The following is a 23310-nucleotide window of genomic DNA, read 5'->3' as shown; positions in this document are numbered from 1 at the left end:
CCGGCAATCAGGAAGCAGGGCGCAGGCGGCGCTCGAGGCGCTGGCTCCACAGCGATAGCGGGAAGCACAGCGCGAAATACATCAGCGCCACGCAGCCGTAGATCAGGAAAGGCTCGAAGGTGGCGTTGGCGATCAGCTGGCCGGCCTTGGTGACTTCGACAAAGCCGATCACGCTGGTCAGCGCCGTGCCCTTGATGATCTGCACCATGAAGCCCGCCGTGGGCGCGACGCCCAGGCGCATCGCCTGGGGCAGGATCACATGGCGCAGCTGTTCGCCAAAGCTCAGCGCCAGGCTGGCCGACGCCTCCCACTGGCCCTTGGGCACGGACTCGACGCAGCCGCGCCAGATGTCGCACAGATAGGCGCTGGCGTAGAGCGTGAGGCACACGCTCGCGGCCAGCAGCGGCGAGGTATCGACGCCCAGCATCGCCAGACCGAAATAGATCAGGAACAGCTGCATCAGCAGCGGCGTTCCCTGGAAGACCTGCACATAGCAGGCGACGGCGCGTATGGCGCCGGGCAGCTTGCTCAGGCGCAGCACCAGCAGCGCGAGCGCAAGAACGCTGCCGCAGGCAAAGGCGATCAGCGACAGCCCCACGGTCCAGCGCAGGGCCAGCAGCAGATGGCGGGCGATGTCCCAGAAAGAGAATTCAACCATGATGACCTTTCAGCGGCGGCGGCCAAAAACGAAACGCGGGCCTAACCAGTTCAGCAGCTGGCGCAGCATGATCGCCAGGCCCAGATAGATCAGCGTGACCACGATGTAGGCCTCGAAGCTGCGGAAGGTGCGGCTCGAGATCAGGTTGGCCGCATAGGAAATCTCCTCGGTGGAAATCTGGCTGCAGACGGCCGAGCCCAGCATCACCAGGATGATCTGGCCCGTGAGCGCGGGCCAGACGCGGCCCAGCGAAGGCGGCAGCACCACGCGCGTGAAGATCTGCCAGCGGTCCATTGCCAGGCTTTGCGCGGCCTCGATCTGGCCGCGCGGCGTGGCCTGTATGCCCGCGCGCACCTGCTCGCAGGCATAGGCGCCCAGGTTCAGCGTCATCGCCAGGATGCTTGCGGTCTCGGGCGACAGCCGCAGGCCCAGCGACGGCAGGCCGAAGAACAGAAAGAACAGCTGGATGATGAACGGCGTGTTGCGGAAGACTTCCACATACGCGCTGACCACGAAGCGCGGCACGGGGCCGGCGTTCAGCCGCATCCAGGCGCAGGCCACGCCCAGCGCCACGCCCAGCGGCGTCGCAATGGCGGTGAGCATTGCCGTGAGCGCCAGGCCCTTGAGAAACATCGGCCATTGGGCCAGCACCGTGGCGAAATCCATTGTCATGGGCGCATCCGTGGAAACAGGAAAAAGTCAGGCAGCTGGAGCGCCGTCATCCGTTCGTCCTGTCGAAGGATGAACAGACGGGCGCCGACCAAGTCTCGAGAAGATCAGTCCGGCAGATTGCCCATGCCGCGCCCCAGCCACTTCTGCGAATAGCCTTCTATGGTTCCATCGGTCTTGGCGGTGCGCAGGATGGCGTTGACCTGGTTGAGCAGCGCGGTCTCGCCCTTGCGCACGCCTATGTAGTTGGGCGAGTCCTTGATCAGCAGCTTGTATTCGGCCTGGACCTTGGGGTTCTTCTGCAGCGCCGCGGCGGCAACGGCCGCGCCGATGGCGACGAACTGGGTCTGCTGCGACATGAATGCGGCCATGGTCGAGTTGTCGTCCTCGAAGCGCTGGATCTTGAGCGTCTTGGGCGCCAGGCCCTGCAGCGCGTCATCCTGGATGGTGCCGCGCGTCACGGCCAGCGTCTTGCCGCCGAGGTCGTCGAACGACTTGATCGCCACGTCCTTGGGCCCGAACACCGCCTGGAAGAACGGCGCGTACGACACGGTGAAGTCGATCACCTTGGCGCGCTCCTCGTTCTTGCCCAGCGCCGAGACGATCAGGTCGATCTTCTTGGCCTGCAGATAGGGAATGCGGTTGGGCGTGCTCACGGGAACGAACTCGGCCTTGACGCCCAGCTTGTCGGCAATCAGTTGGGCCACGGCCACGTCGACGCCCGTGGGCTTGAAGTCGGGGCCCATGTAGCCATACGGCGGGTAGTCGGTGGGAATGCCCAGCGCAATGCTTTTCTTGGCCATCACGGCCTTGAGCGAATCGTCGGCATGCGCGCCCACGGAAAACGACAGCGCGGCAGCGGCGACCAGACCCGACACAGCGGTACAGACTTTGAACTTCATGGCGCAGGACCTTTGGTGAAAAGAAGTGAATGCGCCAAGGTCTCAGCAGGATGCGTGCCAGCTTGAAACAGCGATGCCAGCCAGGCCCATGGATGCGGGCGATTTTTCCGCGCGCAACGCCGGCGTCAGAGGGGGAAACGCGCAATCGCGACGAATTCAGGCATCGCTCTTGCTTGGCAAGACCGTGCCATATGAAACACGGGTTTCTTTGGCTTGAATTAATGGAACAAGAATTTCACAGCGGTGCGTGCCGGCCCCGAATTGGTGCGGACCGCACTTGAATGGAGCAATGCGATGGAAGATCAATCCGCGATGCCGCTCGACGCACGCATACGCGAGGTCTATGCAGACCTGTCGGTCGCCGAGCGCAAGCTCGCCGATGTGGTGCTGGCGCGCCAGCACGATCTGCGCGGCTATTCGGCGACTGAACTGGCCGCGCTGGCCGAGACCTCCAAATCCAGCGCCGCGCGCTTCTTTCGCCGGCTCGGCTACGCGGGCTTCGATGAATTCCGCCTGCAGGTGCGTTCGCGCGCCACCCCGCATTCGCCGCTGGCGCGCCTGGCCCAGGCGCCGGTCCAGCCTGGCGACGCCGGCCTGCAGGCCCATGCGCGGCGCGACGCGCAGCGGCTGCTCGACTGGTCGCAGGAGTTGCGCGACGAAGACGTGCAGGCCGCGCTGGCCCAACTGGCGCGCGCGCGCCGAGTGGCCGTGCTGGGCTACCGCCACAGCCAGGTGACGGCGCAGTACGCCAGCCTGCTGTTCGACCAGGTGCGCCCCGATGTGCAGCTGCTGGCCACGGGCGGCGGGCGCGAAGCCGAAGCCCTGGCCGGACTGGGCGCCAAGGATCTGCTGTTCGTCGTCGATTTCCGCCGCCGCAGCGCCCAGCTGGCGCGCGTTCTGGCCGCGGCGCGCGCGGTCGGCATTCCGCTGCTGGTGCTCAGCGACGCCGCGCCCGGCGAATGGCTGGAGACCACGGCCCAGGCCGACGTGGTGCTGCGCTGCGCGCGTGCCGCCGCGCCCCAGCCGCCCGAGCTGACGCCGTTGTTCGACACCTATGTCTGCGGCATCAGCCTGGTGAACTTTCTCGCCACGGCGCTGGCCGCACGCCTGCGCGCCAGCGCCCAGGCGCGGCTCACGCGCATAGAACACCTGCATGCCGCGCTGGGCGATCTGCAGGCCCCGAACTGATTTTTTGTAGAGGTATTTCCATGTCATCCCTGCCTTCCCTGTCGCTTGAGCTGGTCATGAATCCGGCCAACCCCCGGCGCAGCCGCGACGAAGCCTATGGCGCGCGCCGCAGAGAAATTCTCGGCGCCGGCGCGCTGGCCCAGGCCGAGCGCGAGCTTTCCACCTGGCAGGGCTATGCGCCCACGCCGCTGCATGCGCTGCCCGCGCTGGCGCGGGAACTGGGCGTGCAGTCGCTGCACTACAAGGACGAAGGCAGCCGCTTCGGCCTGGGCAGCTTCAAGGCGCTGGGCGGCGCCTATGCGGTCGCGCGACTGCTGTGCCGCGAGCTGGGCGCGCGCCTGGGCCGCACGCTCGATACCCGCGATCTGCAGCGGCCCGACATGCGCGCGCTCAGCGCCGGCATCACCGTCACCTGCGCCACCGACGGCAACCACGGCCGCTCGGTGGCCTGGGGTGCACAGCTGTTCGGCTGCGCCTGCGTGATCTATGTCCATGCCACCGTGAGCGCCGGCCGGGCCGAGGCGATTGCCGCCTATGGTGCCCAGGTGGTGCGCACGCCCGGCAACTACGACGACGCCGTGCGGCGCGCCGATGCCGACGCCAGGGAGCAGGGCCGCTTCGTGATTTCCGACACTTCCTATCCCGGCTACATGGACGTGCCGCGCGACGTGATGCAGGGCTACCAGCTGATGGTGCAGGAGGCCGCGGCGCAGATCGGCGCACGGCCCACGCATATCTTCGTGCAGGCCGGCGTGGGCGGACTCGCGGCCGCGGTCTGCGGCTACTTCTGGGAGCACGACGGCGCTGCACGCCCGCAGTTCATCGTCGTCGAGCCCGAGCGCGCGGCCTGCCTGCTGGAAAGCGCGCGCGCCGGCGAGCTGCGCGCCGTCGAAGGCGAACTCGACACGCTGATGGCGGGTCTTGCCTGCGGCGAAGTCTCGCTGCTGGCCTGGGAGATTCTCGAAAAGGGCGCGGACGCGTTCTGCGCCATTCCCGACGCCGCGGCCGTGGACTGCATGCGTCTGCTGGCCCACCCTTTGGCCGGCGACCGCGCCATCGTTGCCGGCGAATCGGCCGTGGCCGGCGTGGCCGCGGCAATTGCCGCGCTGCAAAGCCCGCAGGCGCGCGCGCAGCTGGGCCTGGGCGCGGACAGCCGCATCCTGTTCTTCGGCAGCGAGGCCGCAACCGATCCCGCGCTCTATGCGCAGCTGGTCGGCGAAAGCGCGGCCGCCGTGGCCTTGCGCGCGGAGGCCGCATGAGCGCCGATCTGCGCATCGACGGCGCGCGGCTGCTCGCCAGCCTGCAGGCGCTGGGCCAATTCGGCGCACAGCCCGGCGGCGGCACCAACCGGCTGGCGCTGAGCGACGCCGACCGCGCGGCGCGCGACTGGACCGTGGCGCAGATGCGGGCGCTGGACATGGCCGTGGAGATCGACGCCATCGGCAATGTGTTTGCCACCTATGCGGGCCGCGAAGATCTGCCACCCGTCGCCACCGGCAGCCATATCGACACCGTGCGCACCGGCGGCCTCTACGACGGCAACTACGGCGTGCTCGCCGGCCTTGAAGTGGTGGCCACGCTGCGCGCCGCAGACTGGCGCACGCGCCGGCCCATACAGGTCGCTTTCTTCACCAACGAGGAAGGCGCGCGCTTTCAGCCCGACATGCTCGGCAGCCTGGTGCATGTGGGCGGAATGCCGCTGGACGAAGCCCTGGCCGTGCGTGCCGTCGACAACGGCGCGCTGCTGGGCGAGGAACTCGCGCGCATAGGTTATGCGGGACGCGCGCCCGTGGGCCGTCCGCACGTCGACAGCTTTGTCGAGCTGCATATCGAGCAGGGGCCGGTGCTGGACCGCGAAGGCATTGCCATCGGCGTGGTCGAAGGCGTGCAGGGCATCTGCTGGACCGAGCTGACCTTCACCGGCCGCAGCAACCATGCAGGCACCACGCCCATGGCCTTGCGCCAGGACGCGGGCATGGCCGCGGCGCGCGTCGCGGCTTTCGCCCATGAACTGAGCCAGCGCCATGGCGGGCGCCAGCTGGCCACCGTGGGCGCGCTCACGCTGCAACCCAACCTCGTCAATGTGATTGCCCAGAGCGCGCTGATGACCGTCGATCTGCGCAACACCGATGGCGCGCGGCTGCGCCAGGCCCAGGACGAGCTGCTGGCCGGCGCGCGCCGCATCGCGGCCGAGCATGGCGTGCTGCTGAGCCAGCGGCTGCTTGCCGATTTCGCACCCGTGGCCTTCGACGCCGCGCTGGTCGACAGCGTGGAACGCGCGGCCCGGTCCCAGGGCTTTTCGACGCTGCGCCTGCCCAGCGGCGCGGGCCATGACGCGCAGATGCTGGCGCGCGTGTGCCCCACGGCCATGGTGTTTGTTCCCAGCCGCGACGGCCTGAGCCACAACGTGCGCGAATTCACCGCCCCCGAGCAGCTGGTGCAGGGCGCGAATGTGCTGCTGCAGGTGCTGCTTGAACGCGCCGACCGCTGATCCCCTCACCGTTTTTATCGAAGGAATTCCAGGATGTCCCGAATCGTCAATGTCGCCCTGGGCCAGCTGGGCCCGGTGCAGCGCGCCGACTCCCGCGCGGCCGTGGTGGCGCGCCTGTGCGCCATGATGCGCGAGGCGCACAGCTGCGGCGCGCAGGTGATCGTCTACCCCGAACTCGCGCTGACCACGTTCTTTCCGCGCTGGTACATCGAGGACGACGCCGAGATCGACAGCTATTTCGAGCCGACCATGCCCAGCCGGGAAACCCTGCCGCTGTTCGAACTCTCGCGCGAACTCGGCGTGGGCTTTTATCTGGGCTATGCCGAGCTGGCCGAAGAGAACGGCCGGCGCATGCGCTACAACAGCGCCATCCTGGTCGACCGCAGCGGCAGCATCGTCGGCAAGTACCGCAAGATCCATGTGCCCGGGCATTTCGAGCACGAGCCCTGGCGCAGGTTCCAGCACCTGGAGAAGCGCTACTTCACGCCGGGCAAATCGTTCGACGTGCACCAGGCGTTTGGCGGCACCATCGGCATGGCGCTGTGCAACGACAGGCGCTGGGCGGAGAGCTACCGCGTGATGGCGCTGCAGGGCGCGGAGATGGTCTTCATAGGCTACAACACGCCGGTGCACAATGCGCCCGCGCCCCAGCATGACGACCTGTCGCTGTTCCACAACCAGCTTGCCGTGCAGGCCGGCGCCTACCAGAACGGCTGCTGGGTGGCGAGCGTCGCCAAGGGCGGTCTCGAGGAGGGCGTGGAAAGCATTGCGGGCAGTCTGCTGGTCGCGCCTTCGGGCGAAGTCGTCACGCGCTGCGTGACCAAGGACGACGAAGTCGTGGTCGGGCGCTGCGATCTCGATTTCTGCGCGGTCTACAAGCGCACGACCTTCAACTTCGACCTGCACCGCCACCCCGAGTGCTATGGCCTGATCACCGCGCGCAAGGGCGAGACTCTGGCCGCGGACGGCAGGCCGCTGAACGCCGGCTAGCCCACCATCATGCTTGCGGAGGCTCTTCGGCCGCGCCGGTGATGGCGATTGCGGGCGCCGCATTCGCGGCTTCGCCGTCCGCGCCGTTGCCGGGCGCAGGCACATGGGCCGACGCGCCTTGATCATTCAGCATGTCGTGGTCGTCGGCACAATAGCCTGCATGGCTTCCTGGAAGCTCTGCCTGCATGGGCCGATCGCCGGCGTGGGCCATGGTCGCTACCGGAAGAACTTCCGCTTCCAGCGCGTTCGCTTCGGCAGCCTGGAGCGCGGGCGTTGGCGGGCACGACGCGTTCACTGCATCGGAGTCGGCGGCATCCATCTGCGCGGCGCCGGAATCCGCTTGCATCAGCATCCGAATCATTTCCGGGTTCCCCTGGTCTTGCGCCAGCATCAGCGCGGTCTTGCCGGCAAAATTCGCGATGTTGGGGTCGGCACCTGCCTGCAACAATACCTGTGCAGCGTCCGGGTGCCCATGCTTTACCGCTATCATCAAGGCGGTCGCGCCTTCATCGTTTGTTTGCAGGTCGGTATCGGCCCCTTGCAGCACCAATGCATGCATCGCGCCCTTATGGTTTTTGGCTGCCGCGAACATCAAGGGGCTGGAGCCGGTGTTTGTCTGGAGGTTGGGAGCGGCTCCCGCTTGTATCAGCGCCTGCACCACGTCCGAGTATCCCCAGACGGCAGCGATTGCAAGAATGGTCAGTCCTAATATCTGCGGGGCGTTGAAATCCAGAGGGCGCTGCGTATCGGCGGCAGCCACTATCAAAGCGTTCACTGTGCGCGCGTCACCACTGTAGACTGCGGCCATCAAAGCGTTGACATCGTCGACCACCCGGACATTCAGGTCGGCTCCCGCATGCACCAGGGTGCGCACTGCATCCACATGTCCACGTGCTGCAGCGACCGTCACCGGGTTAGTGCCGTTGGAATCAACGCGATTGGGGTCCAGACCCCAGTGCAATAACTTGGCGATCACAGCTTCATGCCCGTGATACGCCGCATATGACAGCAAATCCTTGGATTCAAGAGATACCTTGAAGTCGATTGCCGCTTGCAGCAAGGTATGCACGACCTCGGGATGACCGTTTCTCACTGCGGCCTCCATGGCGGCCATTGCGTCGCGGCACAGGTCAATGCTGGCGGCTCTCGCATGCAGCAGCAAGTCGACTATGGGGGCGTGGCCATGTTCTGCCGCCAGCACCAACGCGCTGGAAGACGCGGGCCCGGGAGCGTTGAGCGCCGCGAGACTGCCTCTTTCGGCGATGGTTTTTGCCAGGTGCAGGTCACCATTGCGCGCGGCCTCACGCAGATAGTTCGCTTCGATGCAATCCCGCGCCATTTGGTTGAAAGTGGGCTGAGCCGGCAGCAGTTTATAGGTCAGCGCTTTTCCGTTGATGACAAGTTGGACGGAGTCTCCCGCCAGCGCAGTGGGCAAGAAAGGAAAGGCAGATTTTTTGGGTTTCATGGGGCGTGGAGTGCAAGATCATCAGCCTCCGAATGCGCCGGAATCCGCCTGTTTTCTTGCCTGAAATTGGAAATGAAGATAAATAGCAAAAAACTAAGTAACTTTTTAAATAGATAGGTTCAAAAAATTTTTTGACTGGACGTCCTCCAGCAGGGAACCGCAATGCCTGCGATCACTGCAGGGGCGGGCCGTGGTTGCGAGCGCCGCGCTGGCTATGATCTGCGCGCCGCCGGCGCTTCCGGCACGCGAGGACAGGCATGGCGGATCTCAGTTCGCAGGCAATGGTGGCCGCCGATGCGCTGTCCGGTGGCGCGGCGCCCGGCTTTGACGCGACCACCGGCTATTGGCAGCGCATCCTGGCCGCCGATGAACTCGCGCAGCCGACGGTGCCGCCGTACCAGCGCAACTATCCCGCGCGTCTGCGCGACGGCCGCTATCTGCTGCTGCCGCTGCGCGCGCTGCCGAACGATGCGACGCGCTGCATGGCCTCGCTGGTCGCGAACCAGGCGGCGCTCGAGGTGGTGCAGGCGCTGGCCCAGTCCATGGTCGAACAGGCGCACAACTATGCGGTCGACGCCGTGGTCGGACTGCCGACGCTGGGCCTGTCGTTTGCGCCCGCCGTGACCCACGGGCTGGGCCATGCGCGTTTCATCCCGCTCGGTTTTTCGCGCAAGTACTGGTACCGCGACGCGCTGTCCGAACCGGTACGCTCCATCACCTCGCCCAGCCAGGACAAGCGGCTGTATCTCGATCCGCACCAGATCAGCCTGCTCGAGGGCCGGCGCGTGCTGGTGGTCGACGACACGGTGAGCACGGGGGCGACCATGCTCTCGGGCGTGCGGCTGCTGGGGCGCTGCGGCGCGCAGGTGGTGGCGATTGCGGTGGCCATGCGCCAGGGCACGCGCTGGCGCGAGCGGCTGCGCCATGTCGACGGCCGGCCGATTCCGGTGCTCGGCGCGCTCGATGCGCCCTTGATGGTGCGTGCACCCGACGGCTGGGTGCCCGAGCCGTGATGCTTCAGGCTGCGGCCGGCAGGCTGGCCGTGCACTTGTGCGCCAGCGCCATCAGATAGCTTTCGGCGATGGAGAGCCCATGGTAGGAATCGGTCTCGAACAGGCGCAAGGCGCTGCCGTCGTGGTCCAGCCGTACCTGGCCGTTGTTCTTGAGCGTCGCGTAGTACTTGCCGCTGTCCTTGTCACGGCGTATCGCGAACGTCGCGTCCTTGAGGCCCAGCAGGCGCGATTGGCGCGTGTCGCCTTCGACCACGGTGATGGTGCAGCGGTCTTTCTCGTTTTCGAACTCCCAGTCGTCGCCGATCAGCGACAGCTTGGCAATCTGGTTGAGCGCGTCCGCGAGCTGGTTGGGCGACGCGGTCCGGGTGTCGATGACGACATCGTCGGTCGGGTAGCCGCTGACCACGCGTTCACGGAAATCGGAGCAGGCGGTGAGCGTCGACAACGCGAGCACAGCGCACGGAAGGAATGTCTTGGTCATAAAAAAATGCCAGGCCGAGGGTGTCGGCATGGCATTGCGGTCAATGCGGTTCAGGCAGGATTCTTTCGATGCTCACCTTGCGCAGCACGTCGTCGTCGTTCTCGAGCACGGTGAAGCGCCAGTCGCCGATGTCGATCTGCGTGCCCTGGGCCGGCACCGCGCCATGGTGCTCGGTCAGCAGGCCGCCGAGCGTCGCATAGAAGTCGTTCGAGCTGATGAGCTGCTGCGTGTCGAGCAGCTGCTGCACCAGGTGCACATCGGTGGCGCCGCTGGCGATCCAGGTGTTCTCATGGTCGGGCGATTTCTGGATGGTGAAGGTTTCGTCCTCGTCGGGAAATTCGCCCGCGATGGCTTCGAGCACGTCTATGGGCGTGACCACGCCGCACATCACGTTGAACTCGTTCTTGACGATGACCATGCGCCCCCTGGACGTTCTCAGGTCGTTGATCAGCGCGATCACGCCCGTGCCTTCCTGCACGAACAGCGGGCGCTTGATGGTCGTGGTCTGGATGGCGCCAAACTGCATCAGGTCGCGCAGCATGTCCTTGGCGCGCGCCACGCCTACGAGTTCATCGACGCTGTCGTTGCACACCGGCAGGTAGCTGTGGGGGTTGTCGTTGAGCGACAGCTTGATGGCTTCGACGTCGCCGTTGAGATCGACCCAGTCGACTTCGGACATCGGCGTCATGATGGAGCGCACCTTGCGCTCGGCCAGCGACAGCACGCCCGAGACCATGATGCGCTCTTCGGGCGCGAAGGCCGGGGGCTGCGCCGCGAGGTCGGTGCTCTGCGCCGCGTGCGCCGTGCCCGCGCGCGCGCCCGACATCAGCGACAGCACCTTGTTGGCGGCGCGCTCGCGCAGCGGAATGCGCAGCTCCTGCGCCTTGGCATTGCGCGACGAGATCTGGTTGAAGACCTCGATCAGGATCGAGAAGCCAATGGCCGCATACAGGTAGCCCTTGGGCACATCGAAGCCCAGGCCTTCGGCGACCAGGCTGAAGCCAATCATCAGCAGGAAGCTCAGGCACAGCACGATGACCGTGGGATGCGCGTTCACGAAGCGCGTGAGCGGCTTGGAGGCGACCAGCATGATGCCTATCGAGATGACCACTGCGGCCATCATGACCGGCAGCTCGTCGACCATGCCCACGGCGGTGATCACCGCGTCGAGCGAGAACACCGCGTCAAGCACCACGATCTGCGCGACCACGGCGACGAAGCCCGAGTACGCCTTGCTGCCATCGGCGGAATGCGTCACGCCTTCCATGCGCTCATGCAGCTCGGTCGTGGCCTTGAAGATCAGGAACAGTCCGCCTATGAGCAGGATCAGGTCCCGGCCCGAGAGCGACAGCGGGCCCAGATTGATCAGCGGCGTGGTCAGCGTGGCGATCCACGAGATGACACTGAGCAGTCCCAGGCGCATGAACAGCGCCAGGCCCAGGCCTATGATGCGGGCCTTGTCGCGCTGATGCGGCGGGAGTTTTTCGGAAAGAATCGCGATGAAGACGAGGTTGTCTATGCCCAGCACAATCTCGAGAATGACCAGTGTCAGAAGGCCGATCCAGATGGAAGGATCGCTGAACAGTTCAATCATGACGGCCTCCACTTTGCGCGCGAATGGAGGCCGGTTTTAAGTCGTCGTTTGCCGCGGGGGCAGGTTTTTCAGGCATGTTCTTGCAGGTTGCTGAGGAGGTTCTCTGAGCCGCATTCTGCAAGAAAGTTCACGCGGTGCGCACAAACGCGCCGCCAAGGCGCGCGTCCGGGCGGCGCGCTTGGGGTCTCAATGGCGTTGTTTGAGGACGCGTTCGATCTTCTTGTCGGTCTTGTATTGGCTCAGTGCATAGACCGCCCAGATCGCGGCCGGAATCCAGCCGATCAGCGTGATCTGCAGCAGCAGGCAGAACAGGCCGGAGAACGGCCGGCCTATGGTGAAGAACACGGAAAAGGGCAGCAGCAGGGCAAGAAGCAATCGCATTATCGGCAGGCTTTCGTCAGGTAGGGCGGTGAACAGTTCGACGGCCGCAGGCCGTCATCAACATATCTCGTCTCTTGCGGTATTTTCAAGATGGCTGGTATCGGCCCAGCCGACCAGGCCCAGGCCTTGCGGCGTCCACAGCAGCCGGTTGATCGCCGCATTGCCCAGCGCGAAGGTGCGCGGCGCCTGCAGCTCCTGGCCGGTCGCGAGGCGGTACAGCGTGTCGAGCACGCCGCCATGGGCCGTCAGCACGATCAGTTCGCCCGCGTGGCGCGCGGCCAGGCGCTCGACCGTGGCGCGCACGCGGTCGCGCAGCATGATCAGCGATTCGCCGCCATCGGGCGTGAACCCTGGCTCGCGCTGGCGCCAGCGCAGCGCGACTTCGGGCAGTTCGGCCTCGAGTTCGGCAAAGGTGCGGCCTTCATAGATGCCGAAGCTGCGCTCGCGCAGTCCGGGCTCGGCCGCAAGCGGCGCGCCTGTGACATTCGCCACCGCCTGCGCGGTCTGGAAGGCGCGCTGCAGGTCGCTGCTGTAGATCTGGGCCACGGGCTCGTCGGCCAGCGCCTGCGCGGCCTGGGCGGCCTGCCACAGCCCCAGTTCGTTGAGCGGGATGTCCTGGTGTCCTTGCAGGCGCGCCGTGGCGTTCCAGGCGGTTTCTCCGTGGCGGATGGCGATGATGCGGGTGGCTTGCATGCGGCGGAACTTCGATGGGGGCAATGACAAAGGCAACTGCCGATTGTGCGGCAACTGGCCTGGCAGGGCAGGCAAAGGGTTGGATGACGCGCGGCGCGCGGCGAGCGGCGCGCGGCGAGCGCTGGGCGTGCATGGGCGCCCGGCAGCGGCTGACAGGGCGGGGGATGGATTCATCCTTTCGCCCGCCGGCCAGGCCAGCCACCATGGTGAGCAGGACGGTTGTCGTTTTCACCCCTTGCCAAGGAGATCGCCATGCTGCGCAAACTACTGCTCCCATCGCTTCTGGTCGCGGGCCTGTTCACGGGGGCGGCGGCCCAGGCCGAAACGCTGCGCTGGGCACGCGCCTCCGATCCGACTTCGCTCGATCCGCATGCGTTCAACGTGGGCACCAATTTCACGCTGCTGCACCAGATGTACGAGACGCTGGTCAACCGCGACGCCAGGGGCCGGCTCGTGCCTTCGCTGGCGCTGTCGTGGCAGATGACCGCCGATCCCACGGTCTGGGAGTTCAAGCTGCGGCCCAACGTCAAGTTCCATGATGGCGCGCCACTCACCGCCAAGGACGTGGTGTTCTCGCTGAACCGCGCCAAGGGCCCCACGGCCCAGGTCAAGTCGCTGCTGTCGTCCATGGTCGAGGCCAGGGCCGTCGACGCCCTCACGGTGCAGGTCAGGACCAGCGGCCCCAACCTGATCTTTCCCAACAACCTGACCAACCTGTTCATCATGAACGAGGCCTGGGCCAGGGCCAAGGGCGCGCAGACCACCCAGGACGCGGCCAGCACCACGGAAAACTTCGCCACGCGCAATGTCAACGGCACCGGCCCCTATCAGCTCGCCAGCCGCGAGCCCGATGCGCGCACCGTGATGAAGCTCCATCCCCAGTACTGGGGTCGGGGCCAGGCGCCGCTGCAGGTGACCGAGCTGGTCTATCTGCCGATCAAGTCGCCGGCCACGCGCATGGCGGCGCTGCTGTCGGGCGAAGTCGATTTCGCCCAGGACGTCCCGGCCCAGGACGTGGCACGGCTCAAGCAGGATCCGCGGCTGCGCATCAACGAAGGTCCCGAGAACCGCTCGATCTTCCTGGGCCTCAATGTGGGCGGCAAGGAGCTCAAGTACTCCAGCCTCAAGGGCAAGAACCCGCTGGCCGATGCGCGCGTGCGCGAAGCCATCCACCTGGCCATAGACCGCGACGCGATCAAGCGTTCGGTGATGCGCGGGCTGTCGATTCCCTCGGGCATCATTGCGCCCCCCTTCGTGCACGGCTACACCAAGGCCATGGCCGCCTATCCCAAGGTCGATGTGGCGCGGGCGAAGAAGCTGATGGCCGACGCGGGCTATGCCAACGGCTTCGACCTCACGCTGCATTCGACCAACGACCGCTATGTGAACGACGAGGCCATCAGCACCGCGGTCGCGGGCTTTCTCGGGCGCGTGGGCATCAAGACCAGCGTGGTCGCCCGGCCGATTGCCCAGCACAGCGTGGCCATCAACAACGCCGACGCCGATTTCTACCTGTTCGGCTGGGGCGTGCCGACCTATGACTCGGCCTATATCTTCGACTTCCTGGTCTACACGCGCGGCAAGGACGGGCGCGGGCCGACCAATGCCACGGGCTTCAGCAATGCCCAGGTCGATGCCGACATCGCTTCGCTGGCGTCGGAGTCGGACAAGGCGAAACGCGACGCGGCAATCCAGCGGATCTGGGACGTGGTGCAGAAGGAGCGGTTCTACATTCCGCTGCACGACCAGATGGTGCACTTCGCTTCCGTGCGGCGGCTCGATATTCCCGTGCACCCCGAAAACGAAGTGCATTTCAAGGATGTGAAATTCGAAGGGCGGTGATGCGCGCGGCGCGCTTGATGTTTCCCCCCATTGTTTGCCGTGCGCTGCGCCGTCAAGATGGATTTCGCAAGAAACGCCAGGCCTGGATCTTGCATCTGTGCAATGTGCGAACGTGACCGCCGGCAGGAACGCGGCGCGCGGCGCAGCTTGTCCCACTTCGTTTGTTGAGGAAACCCGATGCTGCTGAAATTGCTGTTTACATCCCTGCTGTCCGCAGGCCTGCTGACCGTGAGTGGCGCACAGGCCGAAACGGTGCGCTGGGCGCGGGCTTCCGACCCGACCACGCTCGATCCCCATTCCTTCAACACCGGCACCAATTTCGTGCTGTCGCACCAGATGTACGAGACCCTGGTCACGCGCGATGCCAAGGGCAAGCTCGTGCCCACGCTGGCCACGTCGTGGAAGCTCACCGCCGATCCCACGGTCTGGGAGTTCAAGCTGCGCCCCGGCGTCAAGTTCCATGACGGCGCGCCGTTCACGGCCAAGGACGTGGTGTTCTCGCTGCAGCGCGCCAAGGGTCCCACGGCCCAGGTCAAGTCGCTGCTGGCCTCGATGGTCGAAGTCAAGGCCGTCGACGACCTCACGGTGCATGTCAAGACCAATGGCCCCAATCTGATCTTCCCCGACAACCTGACCAACCTGTTCATCATGAACGAGGCCTGGGCCAAGTCCAAGGGCGCGGAAACCACGCAGGACCCGGCCAGCTCCACGGAGAATTTCGCCACGCGCAACGCCAACGGCACCGGCCCCTATCAGCTCGTGAGCCGCGAGCAGGATGCGAAGACGGTCATGAAGGCCAACCCCCAGTACTGGGGCAAGGGCCAGGCGCCGCTGCAGATCACCGAGCTGATCTATCTGCCGATCAAGTCCCCGGCCACGCGCGTCGCCGCGCTGCTGTCGGGTGAAGTCGATTTCGCCCAGGACATTCCCGCGCAGGACGTCGCCCGTCTCAAGCAGGACCAGCGCCTGCGCATCAACGAGGGTCCGGAAAACCGCTCGATCTTCCTGGGCCTCAACGTGGGCGGCAAGGAGCTCAAGTACTCGAGCGTCAAGGGCAAGAACCCGCTGGCCGATGCGCGCGTGCGCGAAGCCATCCATCTGGCCATAGACCGCGACGCCATCAAGCGCTCGGTGATGCGCGGCCTGTCGATTCCCTCGGGAATGATCGCGCCGTCGTTCGTCAACGGCTACAGCAAGGCCATGGCCGCCTATCCCAAGGTCGATGTCGCCAAGGCCAAGAAGCTGCTGGCCGACGCCGGCTATCCCGACGGCTTCGACCTGACGCTGCACACCTCCAACGACCGCTATGTCAACGACGAGGCCATCAGCACGGCGATCGCCGGCTTCCTGGGCCGCGTGGGCATCAAGACCGCCGTCGTGGCGCGACCCATTGCCCAGCAAAGCGTGGCCATCAACGGCGCGGATATCGACTTCTACCTCTATGGCTGGGGCGTGCCGACCTATGACTCGGCCTATATCTTCGACTTCCTGGTGCATACGCGCGGCAAGGACGGGCGCGGCCCGACCAATGCCACGGGCTTCAGCAATGCGGCCGTCGACACCGACATCGTCGCCCTGGCTTCCGAGGCCGACAAGGCCAAGCGCGACCAGACCATTGCCCGCATCTGGGACGTGGTGCAGAAGGAGCGCTTCTACATTCCGCTGCACGACCAGGTGATCCATTTCGCCTCCATCAAGCGCATCGACGTGCCCGTGCATCCGGACAACGCCGTGCTCTTCAAGGATGTGAAGCTCGGCGCGAAGTGAGGCAGACATGCTCGCCTATCTGTTGCGGCGCCTGGGCCAGTCGGCCCTGGTGCTGGTCGCGGTCTCCCTCATCGCCTTCATGGTGTTCCGCCATATCGGCGACCCGACCATCAGCCTGCTGGGCGAGGATGCGACGCTGGAGGAACGCGCGGCGCTGAACAGCGAGCTGGGCTTCGACAAGCCCGTGCCGCTGCAATACCTCAACTATGTGGGCAAGGTGGTGCAGGGTGACCTCGGCATCTCCTACCGCCTCAAGCGGCCGGTCAGCGAAGTCATCGTGGAGCGTCTGCCCGCGACGCTGGAGCTGGCGCTGATGGCCTCCATAGGCGCGCTGGCGATAGGCGTGGTGCTGGGCGTCTACACGGCCTTGCGCAGCGAGGGCTGGCTCAGCCGTGCGGTCATGACGGGGTCGCTGGTCGGGGTCTCGCTGCCCACCTTCCTGATAGGCATAGGCCTGATCTACCTGTTCGCGGTCGAGCTGCGCTGGCTGCCGTCGTTCGGCCGCGGCACCACCGTCAAGGTCGGGGGCTGGGAAACCGGCCTGCTCACGGCCTCGGGCTGGAGCGCGATCATCCTGCCCGCGATCACGCTGGGCTTCTACAACATGACGCTGATCATGCGGCTGGTGCGAGCCGAAATGCTCGAGGTGCTGCGCTCCGACTACATCCGCTTCGGCCGCGCGCGCGGCCTGCGCGAGAAGGACCTGTACTTCGGCCATGCGCTGCGCAACACGCTGATTCCGGTGATCACGATTGCGGGCCTGCAGATCGGCACGCTGATAGCGTTTTCCATCGTCACCGAGACCGTGTTCCAGTGGCCGGGCGTGGGCCTGCTGTTCATCTCGTCCATCCAGGGCGTAGACGTGCCGCTGATTGCGGCCTATCTGATGTTCATCGCGCTGCTGTATGTGGTGATCAACCTGCTGGTCGACTTCCTCTATCTGGCCGTGGATCCGCGGCTGCGCCGCCGATAACAAGGGAAATGCAACATGTCCGATGTGATCGATAGACCCGCGCCGGCGCGGCGCGGCTGGCGCCAGAGCGACTCGCCCGTGAAGCGCGCGTTCGCGCGCTCGCGCACCGTGCAGGTCGCGTCCGCGGTGCTGCTGCTGATCGTGCTGGCCACGCTGCTCGCGCCCTGGCTGGCCTGGCAGAACCCGTTCGATTCCGCGAGCCTCGAATTGAACGATGCCTTTTTGCCGCCCTGGTCCGAAGGCAGTACCGGCGCGTTCTACGCGCTGGGCGCCGACGACCAGGGCCGCGATGTCGCTTCGGCCATTCTCTACGGCCTGCGCATGTCGGTGCTGGTCGGCGTCTCTGCCGTGCTGCTGTCGCTGTGCATAGGCATTCCGCTGGGCCTGGTTGCGGGCTATGCGGGCGGCTGGTTCGACACGCTGCTGATGCGCATTGCCGACGTGCAGCTCACCTTTCCCGTGATCCTGGTCGCGATGCTGATCCTGGGCGTAGTGCGCGGCGTCGTGCCCGAAGGCGTGCGCGAACAGGTCGCGGTGCTGGTGATCATTCTCGCGATCGCGCTGTCCGACTGGGTGCAGTACGCGCGCACGGTGCGCGGCGCGGTGATGGTCGAAAAGCAGAAGGACTATGTGCTGGCCGCGCAACTGATAGGCCGCAGCCGCACGGCCATCCTGGGCCAGCATATCCTGCCCAATCTGCTCGCTCCCATCCTGGTGATTGCCGCGATCAGCTTTGCCCATGCCATCGTTGCCGAGTCCACGCTGTCCTATCTGGGTGTGGGCCTGCCGCCGACCCAGCCTTCGCTGGGCACGCTGATACGCATAGGCCAAAGCTTTCTGTTCTCGGGCGAGTGGTGGATCCTGCTGTTCCCCTCGCTGGTGCTGCTGGCCCTGGCACTGTCCGTCAATCTGGTCGGCGACTGGCTGCGCGACGCTCTGAACCCCAAGCTGCAATGAGTTCCTCCGACACCCATCCCCTGCCGGTGCTGCGCGTGCGCGATCTGGGCGTGACCTTCGACACCTACCGCGGCCCGGTACAGGTGCTGCGCGACGTGAACTTCGAGATTGCCGCGGGCGAAATCCTGGGCGTGGTCGGCGAGTCGGGCGCGGGCAAGTCCATGACCGGCGCGGCCGTGATCGGACTGATAGACCCGCCCGGGCGCATCTCCAGCGGCAGCGTGGAGCTCAACGGCGAACGCATAGACGGACTGCGCGGCGAAGCCATGCGGCGCATACGCGGGCGGCGCATAGGCTCGATCTTCCAGGACCCGCTGACCAGCCTCAACCCGGTCTATACCGTGGGCCGGCATCTGGTCGAGACCATTCGCACCCATCTGCCGCTGACCGAAGCCCAGGCCAGGGCGCGCGCGCTGGAACTGCTTGAAGAGGTCGAGATTCCCGAAGCCCGCGTGCGCCTGGGCCAGTACCCGCACCAGTTCTCGGGCGGCATGCGCCAGCGCGTGGCGATTGCGCTGGCGCTATGCGCCGAGCCGCAGCTGATCATTGCCGACGAACCGACGACGGCGCTCGACGTGTCGGTGCAGGCGCAGATCATCGCGCTGCTGCGCCGCGTGTGCCGCGAACGCCAGGCTGCGGCAATGCTGATCACCCACGACATGGGCGTGATTGCCGAGACCGCCGACCGGGTCATGGTTATGTACCAGGGCCGGGTGCTGGAAACCGGGCCGGTGCGCGAAGTGCTGGACCGCCCGACCCAACCCTATACGCGCGTGCTGATGGCCGCGATTCCTTCGGTGCACCAGCGGCTGGAACGCCTGCCCGTGCCCGAAATAGGGGCCCCGGCAACGGCTGCGCCGGTCAGGGCCGAGCCCGTGCCCCACGCCGCCGCCGCAGAAGGCAAGGCGTTGCTGGAAGTGCGCGACCTGGGCAAGGAATTCGATCTGTCGCTGGGCTGGCTCGAACGCCTGGTGTCGCAGCAGCCGCGGCGCATGCTGCAGGCCGTCGACGGCGTGAGCTTCAAGATCCGCCAGGGCAGCACGTTTGGCCTGGTCGGCGAATCGGGCTCGGGCAAGTCGACCGTGGCGCGCATGGTCGCTGGCCTCACGGTGCCCACGCGCGGCCAGGTGCTGTTCGACGGCCAGGACCGCTTCCGCACGCAGACCGACCTGCGCCGGCGCATCCAGATGATCTTCCAGGACCCGTATGCCAGCCTGAACCCGCGCTGGACCGTAGCCCGGCTGATTGCCGAGCCGCTGGAGGTGCTGGGCCTGAGCAGCGACCCGAACGAGACCGCCGAGCGCGTGGCCCAGGCGCTGCGCCGTGTGCGCATGACGCCCGACGACGCGCGCAAGTACCCGCACCAGTTCTCTGGCGGCCAGCGCCAGCGCATAGCGATTGCGCGGGCCCTGGCCAGCCAGCCCGAATTCATCATCTGCGACGAGCCCACGTCGGCGCTCGATGTGTCCGTGCAGGCCCAGGTGCTGAACCTGATGCGCGACCTGCAGGACGAGTTCGGCCTGACCTATCTGCTGATCAGCCACAACCTCGCGGTCATCCGCCACATGTGCGACGACATCGGCGTGATGCAGCGCGGTCGTCTCGTCGAGGCCGGCGACGCCCAGGAGGTGCTCGATGCGCCGCAGCATGAATACACGCGCGCGCTGATGGCGGCCGTGCCCGATATCCAGCACGCGCACTGATCAGTTGAGGTGATATTCAATGTCCACGATGGTGGGGCTGTCGCTGGCATACCTGAGCGTGTGTCCGGCATTGGTGTTGAGGACTCTCAGCGCATAAGTGCCATTGGCCTCATCTCTGAAAAGGTAATGGCTTTGCCTTTCCGTTTGCAGGTTTATCTTGTGCGTGTATTTCAGCGGGGATTTTTCCCGGGTGGCACAGAATCTGGTCTTTGATGCGTAGGCTGCGCTGCCGCTGTCGAAAGGCTGAACGCCATTGTTGATGTTGAGAAATGAAGTCTGTCTGCATCCTGAATTTTGCGGGCGCATCTTCCCTGCAAAGAGCATGCCGCTTTTGATTTTCCCAAGACCATCGATGGGTCCCGGGATCAGGAGGAATGTGGCGATTATTTCACCGGCATGGGCTGATGGGATGGCGCCTGAAATCGCATGGGCTGCGGTGTCTGTCACCTTGCGCCAGAGGCTTGCTGCAGCGGTGCCTGCCGGATTTTTCTCATATTCGGCCAGACTGGCTGCATCGGCCGGCACCACGCTGGGTGCCCCGGTGGCACCACGCAGGTTGCGGACCGTGGCACCAAAGACGAGGTCTGCCTGCATCGCACCGTTCGGTTTCTCGATATTTATGCTCTCCACGACATGGGTTTTCAAATAGGTATCGGCCTGTTTTTGGAATTTCGTTTTTTCGTCTTCCGACGCAAACTGGTAATCCTTCGCCATTTTTCTCACATCGAGACCCGGGGCGTTGGCGGCAAGCAGCAGCGCGTCGAAAGCGATGTCCATGCCAGGCTTGCCCAATGAAACAGAGAAATTCCCCTGGGAATCGGTCTCCACCATGACGGGATCCGGTACTTCGGCCTTACCTATGCGGGCCGTGGAACGGGCAATCGATGGCAACAGGATGATCTTCTGCCGGGCAAGAGGGCTTTGTCCGGGGTCCAGCAATTTCCCTATGATTTCGGTCGGCAGCCTGGACAGGTGATTGCCTATCTGCAGGTCATGGGTTTTGTCGGCCTGCAAATCGACCGCGGTTTTCTGCAGGGAGATGGGGGGGGATGTGCCACCGCTTGTCAACAACACATCGTAAACACCTGGCTTGACCTGAATGTTGAAATTTCCGCTTGAACCAATGGACGTTTCGAATCTTTCATCGGTGATGCGGTTTTCCAGCAGGACCTGGTATCCGGAAACGGAGGCGCCATTTGCGCTGCGCAAGGTGCCCGAATAGCGGATCAGGTTTTCGGCAACTTCCGGCGGGTTGCGCACGGGCGCGTTTTTGTCTTCGCCTATGCTGCAGGCGCTGAGCAAGCCAGCCCATGCCAGGGAATATATAAGTGTTCTGTGCTTGAACTTCATGCATTTCACCCGCTGCTGATTTCGTGAGCGGAGTCAATCATTTTCGCGACCCCGATTCTGGTGATTTGTCTGAATGGGCGCAAATCCCTGGCAGCAATGTTTGGGTTTGCTGCGTCGATACCACCTGCATGTTCCCGAAAGAGGTTTTTCGGTTGTTTTTCCATCAGGTGCACCCAGCCATTCAGTCAGCGCAAGCGCAGATATCCAGTATCTGACCGTAAGCTTCATCGCCACTCCCTGTGAAAATGTGGGTTGCGTGCGGCTGCCGCGCGCCTGTCCTGCAGATCGCGGCAAATCCTATGGTCCCGGGAAAATCTCGGCGATGGGATCCATCACCGCGCTGGACACGTATAGGTAACCCTGAAATGGCGCGAGTTCCGTGTGCGCGGGGCTTTATCGCGCGCGCAGGCGCGCGCACCGCCGTGCCGGACCGGGGCGCGGCGGCGCAGAACCCGGGCTGCGCGGGTCAGGGCTTGGCAGGCACGGCCGCCGGGGCCGGGGAGGATGGCTGGGCCACAGGCCCCGAGACCGGCATGGGCGTGCGCACCTGGCGCGTGCCCTGGGGCGGATTGGGGAAGCCGCTGAGCGCGGCGTCGAACAGCACGCCGAAGATCGCGGGATCGTTGGTCCAGACATCCTCATGCACGGCAGACGTCTCGTAGACGATGCGTTGCGTGCGCTGTTCGCGCATCACGACGCTCACGGCGCGGTAATGCAGCAGCGGCGGCGTGTCGAACATGAAGCCGCCAAAGCCCATGCCCCAGCCCGCGCCGCGGCCAAAACCCAGGCCCCAGTTCCAGCGCGGACCATAGGGCGCGTAAGGGCCGTAGTAGGACGCGAAGTCGCGCGTATAGCGCGCCTGCGCGCCGATCTGCACGGTCAGGCTGCCCTGGCTGTCGTCGCGCTGCAGCCCGACCTTGGCCAGCGACTGCTGGGCCAGGGCTTCGATGCTTGCGAACTGCGGTGCATTGGCCTGCTGCGAAGGCAGCAGTTCAAGCCGGTAGGTGGGAGGCGAAGGCATGGCCGGCAGCGTCGAGAAGCTTTGCACATCGCTTTGCACTTCGCGCACGCTGGCGCAGCCGGCAAGCAGCGCGGCGCAGCCGAGCACGGTCAGGGAGAGTTTCCAGCGGATGGAGGCCATGAAATTTCCTTCGCGCTCGCGGTGCAAAACCACAGGCGGGAGGGCGGCGAGCCCGACATCCCTTGCCACCTGGACGCTGCCCCGATCAGGACAGCTGGACTACCTGGACTACCTGGACTCCGGGCAGCGTTGCCGCGACCGGGAATTCCTCATGGTCGAACGCCATGTCGCCATCGGGGTTTGCAATGCCCGTGGCCTTGGCGTTCTTGAAGTCGTGCAGCTTCGGATCCAGCATATGCGTCGTGACCACATTCTGCATCGCGCGGAACATGTTCTCGATGCGGCCCGGGTGCTTTTTCTCCCACTCGCGCAGCATCTCGCCCACGGCCACGCGCTGCAGGCCGTCCTGGCTGCCGCAGAGGTTGCAGGGAATGATGGGGAAGTTCTGCGACTTGGCCCAGCGCTCGGTGTCCTTCTCTGGCACATAGGCCAGCGGGCGTATCACCACATGCTTGCCGTCGTCGCTCACCAGCTTGGGCGGCATGCCCTTGATGCGGCCGCCGTAGAACATGTTGAGCAGCAGCGTCTGCAGGATGTCGTCGCGGTGGTGGCCCAGCGCGATCTTCGTGCAGCCCAACTGGTCGGCCACCTTGTACAGGATGGCGCGGCGCAGTCGGCTGCAAAGACCGCAGGTGGTCTTGCCTTCGGGAATCACGCGCTTGACGACGCTGTAGGTGTCCTGCGTCTCGATGTGGAACGGCACGCCCAGGCCCTTGAGGTACTCGGGCAGGATATGGTCGGGAAAGCCGGGCTGCTTCTGGTCGAGGTTCACGGCCACCAGCTCGAACTTCACGGGCGCGCGCCGCTGCATCTTCAGCAGGATGTCGAGCATGGTGTAGCTGTCCTTGCCGCCGGACATGCAGACCATGATCTTGTCGCCGTCTTCAATCATGTTGAAGTCGACGATGGCCCGGCCGACTTCGCGGCACAGGCGCTTTTCCAGCTTGTGCTGTTCGCGTTCGATCTTGATGCCCGCGGCCTTGGTCGCGGCGGCATCGTCTGCGCTCGGGGCTTCGTCGAGCCAGGGATTGTGTTCTGTCGTGGCGTTCATC

The 23310-nt window shown here is 65.3% G+C and carries 21 protein-coding genes; 10 read left to right on the top strand and 11 right to left on the bottom strand.

Features of this window, described 5'->3' with window-relative positions; genetic code table 11:
- Window positions 1–7: 7 nt before the first annotated feature.
- The 3 genes from ACSVDO_RS18970 to ACSVDO_RS18960 all read right to left on the bottom strand — a co-directional run bounded on the left by ACSVDO_RS18970 (window position 8) and on the right by ACSVDO_RS18960 (window position 2229).
- On the bottom strand, window positions 8–658 hold the full coding sequence (locus tag ACSVDO_RS18970) for an amino acid ABC transporter permease (protein ID WP_332536545.1): 651 nt from the start codon (window positions 656–658) through the stop codon (window positions 8–10).
- Window positions 659–667: 9 nt separating this feature from the next.
- Window positions 668–1330 (bottom strand): amino acid ABC transporter permease, encoded by a 663-nt coding sequence (locus ACSVDO_RS18965; RefSeq protein ID WP_332536543.1) that lies wholly within the window; start codon window positions 1328–1330, stop codon window positions 668–670.
- Window positions 1331–1434: 104 nt separating this feature from the next.
- A complete protein-coding gene (locus ACSVDO_RS18960) occupies window positions 1435–2229 on the bottom strand; it encodes a transporter substrate-binding domain-containing protein (protein WP_332536542.1) in 795 nt (264 codons plus the stop codon).
- A 294-nt stretch (window positions 2230–2523) separates the two neighbouring features.
- On the opposite strand from ACSVDO_RS18960, the gene ACSVDO_RS18955 reads away from it, so the two are divergent.
- From ACSVDO_RS18955 to ACSVDO_RS18940, 4 genes are read left to right on the top strand one after another with little or no spacing between them, the layout of a single operon-like run.
- Complete coding sequence (locus tag ACSVDO_RS18955) at window positions 2524–3417, top strand: MurR/RpiR family transcriptional regulator (RefSeq protein WP_332681461.1); 894 nt, start codon at window positions 2524–2526, stop codon at window positions 3415–3417.
- A gap of 20 nt (window positions 3418–3437) precedes the next feature.
- Window positions 3438–4676: a diaminopropionate ammonia-lyase gene (locus tag ACSVDO_RS18950; protein WP_489594023.1), complete on the top strand. Its 1239-nt coding sequence runs from the start codon at window positions 3438–3440 to the stop codon at window positions 4674–4676.
- A complete protein-coding gene (locus ACSVDO_RS18945; RefSeq protein ID WP_489594022.1) occupies window positions 4673–5908 on the top strand; it encodes a Zn-dependent hydrolase in 1236 nt (411 codons plus the stop codon). Before ACSVDO_RS18950 ends, ACSVDO_RS18945 begins: the two co-directional genes overlap by 4 nt.
- 33 nt (window positions 5909–5941) lie before the next feature.
- Complete coding sequence (locus ACSVDO_RS18940) at window positions 5942–6898, top strand: N-carbamoyl-D-amino-acid hydrolase (RefSeq protein ID WP_489594021.1); 957 nt, start codon at window positions 5942–5944, stop codon at window positions 6896–6898.
- A 7-nt stretch (window positions 6899–6905) separates the two neighbouring features.
- On the opposite strand, the gene ACSVDO_RS18935 is transcribed toward ACSVDO_RS18940, so the two are convergent.
- Window positions 6906–8363, bottom strand: a complete 1458-nt coding sequence (locus tag ACSVDO_RS18935; protein WP_489594019.1) for an ankyrin repeat domain-containing protein — start codon at window positions 8361–8363, stop codon at window positions 6906–6908.
- A gap of 257 nt (window positions 8364–8620) precedes the next feature.
- Between ACSVDO_RS18935 and ACSVDO_RS18930 the strand changes: the two genes are divergently transcribed.
- The gene (locus tag ACSVDO_RS18930) at window positions 8621–9376 is read left to right on the top strand and encodes a phosphoribosyltransferase (RefSeq protein WP_489594018.1); all 756 of its coding nucleotides are present in this window, start codon (window positions 8621–8623) and stop codon (window positions 9374–9376) included.
- A gap of 4 nt (window positions 9377–9380) precedes the next feature.
- Here the strand turns inward: ACSVDO_RS18930 and ACSVDO_RS18925 are convergent, their stop codons facing one another.
- The 4 genes from ACSVDO_RS18925 to ACSVDO_RS18910 form a co-directional block, all read right to left on the bottom strand.
- Window positions 9381–9857 carry a hypothetical protein gene (locus tag ACSVDO_RS18925; RefSeq protein WP_332536529.1) on the bottom strand — a complete coding sequence of 159 codons (477 nt, stop codon included), beginning with the start codon at window positions 9855–9857 and terminating at the stop codon, window positions 9381–9383.
- Window positions 9858–9897: 40 nt separating this feature from the next.
- On the bottom strand, window positions 9898–11448 hold the full coding sequence (locus ACSVDO_RS18920; RefSeq protein WP_442881470.1) for a TerC family protein: 1551 nt from the start codon (window positions 11446–11448) through the stop codon (window positions 9898–9900).
- Window positions 11449–11637: 189 nt separating this feature from the next.
- Window positions 11638–11832, bottom strand: coding sequence for a YqaE/Pmp3 family membrane protein (locus ACSVDO_RS18915; protein ID WP_332536526.1), 195 nt, complete (start codon window positions 11830–11832; stop codon window positions 11638–11640).
- A 57-nt stretch (window positions 11833–11889) separates the two neighbouring features.
- Window positions 11890–12525 carry a histidine phosphatase family protein gene (locus tag ACSVDO_RS18910; RefSeq protein WP_332681455.1) on the bottom strand — a complete coding sequence of 212 codons (636 nt, stop codon included), beginning with the start codon at window positions 12523–12525 and terminating at the stop codon, window positions 11890–11892.
- A gap of 252 nt (window positions 12526–12777) precedes the next feature.
- Here ACSVDO_RS18910 and ACSVDO_RS18905 point away from each other — a divergent pair, with 252 nt between their 5' ends.
- The 5 genes from ACSVDO_RS18905 (at window position 12778) to ACSVDO_RS18885 (ending at window position 19767) form a co-directional block, all read left to right on the top strand.
- Window positions 12778–14367: an ABC transporter substrate-binding protein gene (locus ACSVDO_RS18905; protein WP_332536523.1), complete on the top strand. Its 1590-nt coding sequence runs from the start codon at window positions 12778–12780 to the stop codon at window positions 14365–14367.
- A gap of 177 nt (window positions 14368–14544) precedes the next feature.
- Window positions 14545–16134 carry an ABC transporter substrate-binding protein gene (locus ACSVDO_RS18900; protein ID WP_489594015.1) on the top strand — a complete coding sequence of 530 codons (1590 nt, stop codon included), beginning with the start codon at window positions 14545–14547 and terminating at the stop codon, window positions 16132–16134.
- 7 nt (window positions 16135–16141) lie between these two features.
- Entirely contained in the window at window positions 16142–17107 is a 966-nt protein-coding gene (locus ACSVDO_RS18895; protein ID WP_332536519.1) for an ABC transporter permease, read from the top strand.
- A gap of 15 nt (window positions 17108–17122) precedes the next feature.
- A complete protein-coding gene (locus ACSVDO_RS18890; RefSeq protein WP_489594012.1) occupies window positions 17123–18064 on the top strand; it encodes an ABC transporter permease in 942 nt (313 codons plus the stop codon).
- Window positions 18061–19767, top strand: coding sequence for a dipeptide ABC transporter ATP-binding protein (locus ACSVDO_RS18885; protein WP_489594010.1), 1707 nt, complete (start codon window positions 18061–18063; stop codon window positions 19765–19767). The genes ACSVDO_RS18890 and ACSVDO_RS18885 overlap by 4 nt, the downstream gene beginning before the upstream one ends.
- On the opposite strand, the gene ACSVDO_RS18880 is transcribed toward ACSVDO_RS18885, so the two are convergent.
- The 3 genes from ACSVDO_RS18880 to ttcA all read right to left on the bottom strand — a co-directional run bounded on the left by ACSVDO_RS18880 (window position 19768) and on the right by ttcA (window position 23309).
- Window positions 19768–21117: a carboxypeptidase-like regulatory domain-containing protein gene (locus tag ACSVDO_RS18880; protein WP_489594008.1), complete on the bottom strand. Its 1350-nt coding sequence runs from the start codon at window positions 21115–21117 to the stop codon at window positions 19768–19770. It abuts the gene before it with no gap.
- A gap of 466 nt (window positions 21118–21583) precedes the next feature.
- Window positions 21584–22258: a DUF4136 domain-containing protein gene (locus ACSVDO_RS18875; RefSeq protein WP_332536512.1), complete on the bottom strand. Its 675-nt coding sequence runs from the start codon at window positions 22256–22258 to the stop codon at window positions 21584–21586.
- Between the two features lie 85 nt (window positions 22259–22343).
- Complete coding sequence (gene ttcA / locus ACSVDO_RS18870; RefSeq protein ID WP_489594006.1) at window positions 22344–23309, bottom strand: tRNA 2-thiocytidine(32) synthetase TtcA; 966 nt, start codon at window positions 23307–23309, stop codon at window positions 22344–22346.
- Window position 23310 lies beyond the last annotated feature (1 nt).

It is taken from the genome of Comamonas sp. DB36, from assembly GCF_057914905.1.
The sequence above is the reverse complement of the archived record's forward strand: the minus strand, read 5'-3'. Positions and strand labels throughout refer to the sequence as shown.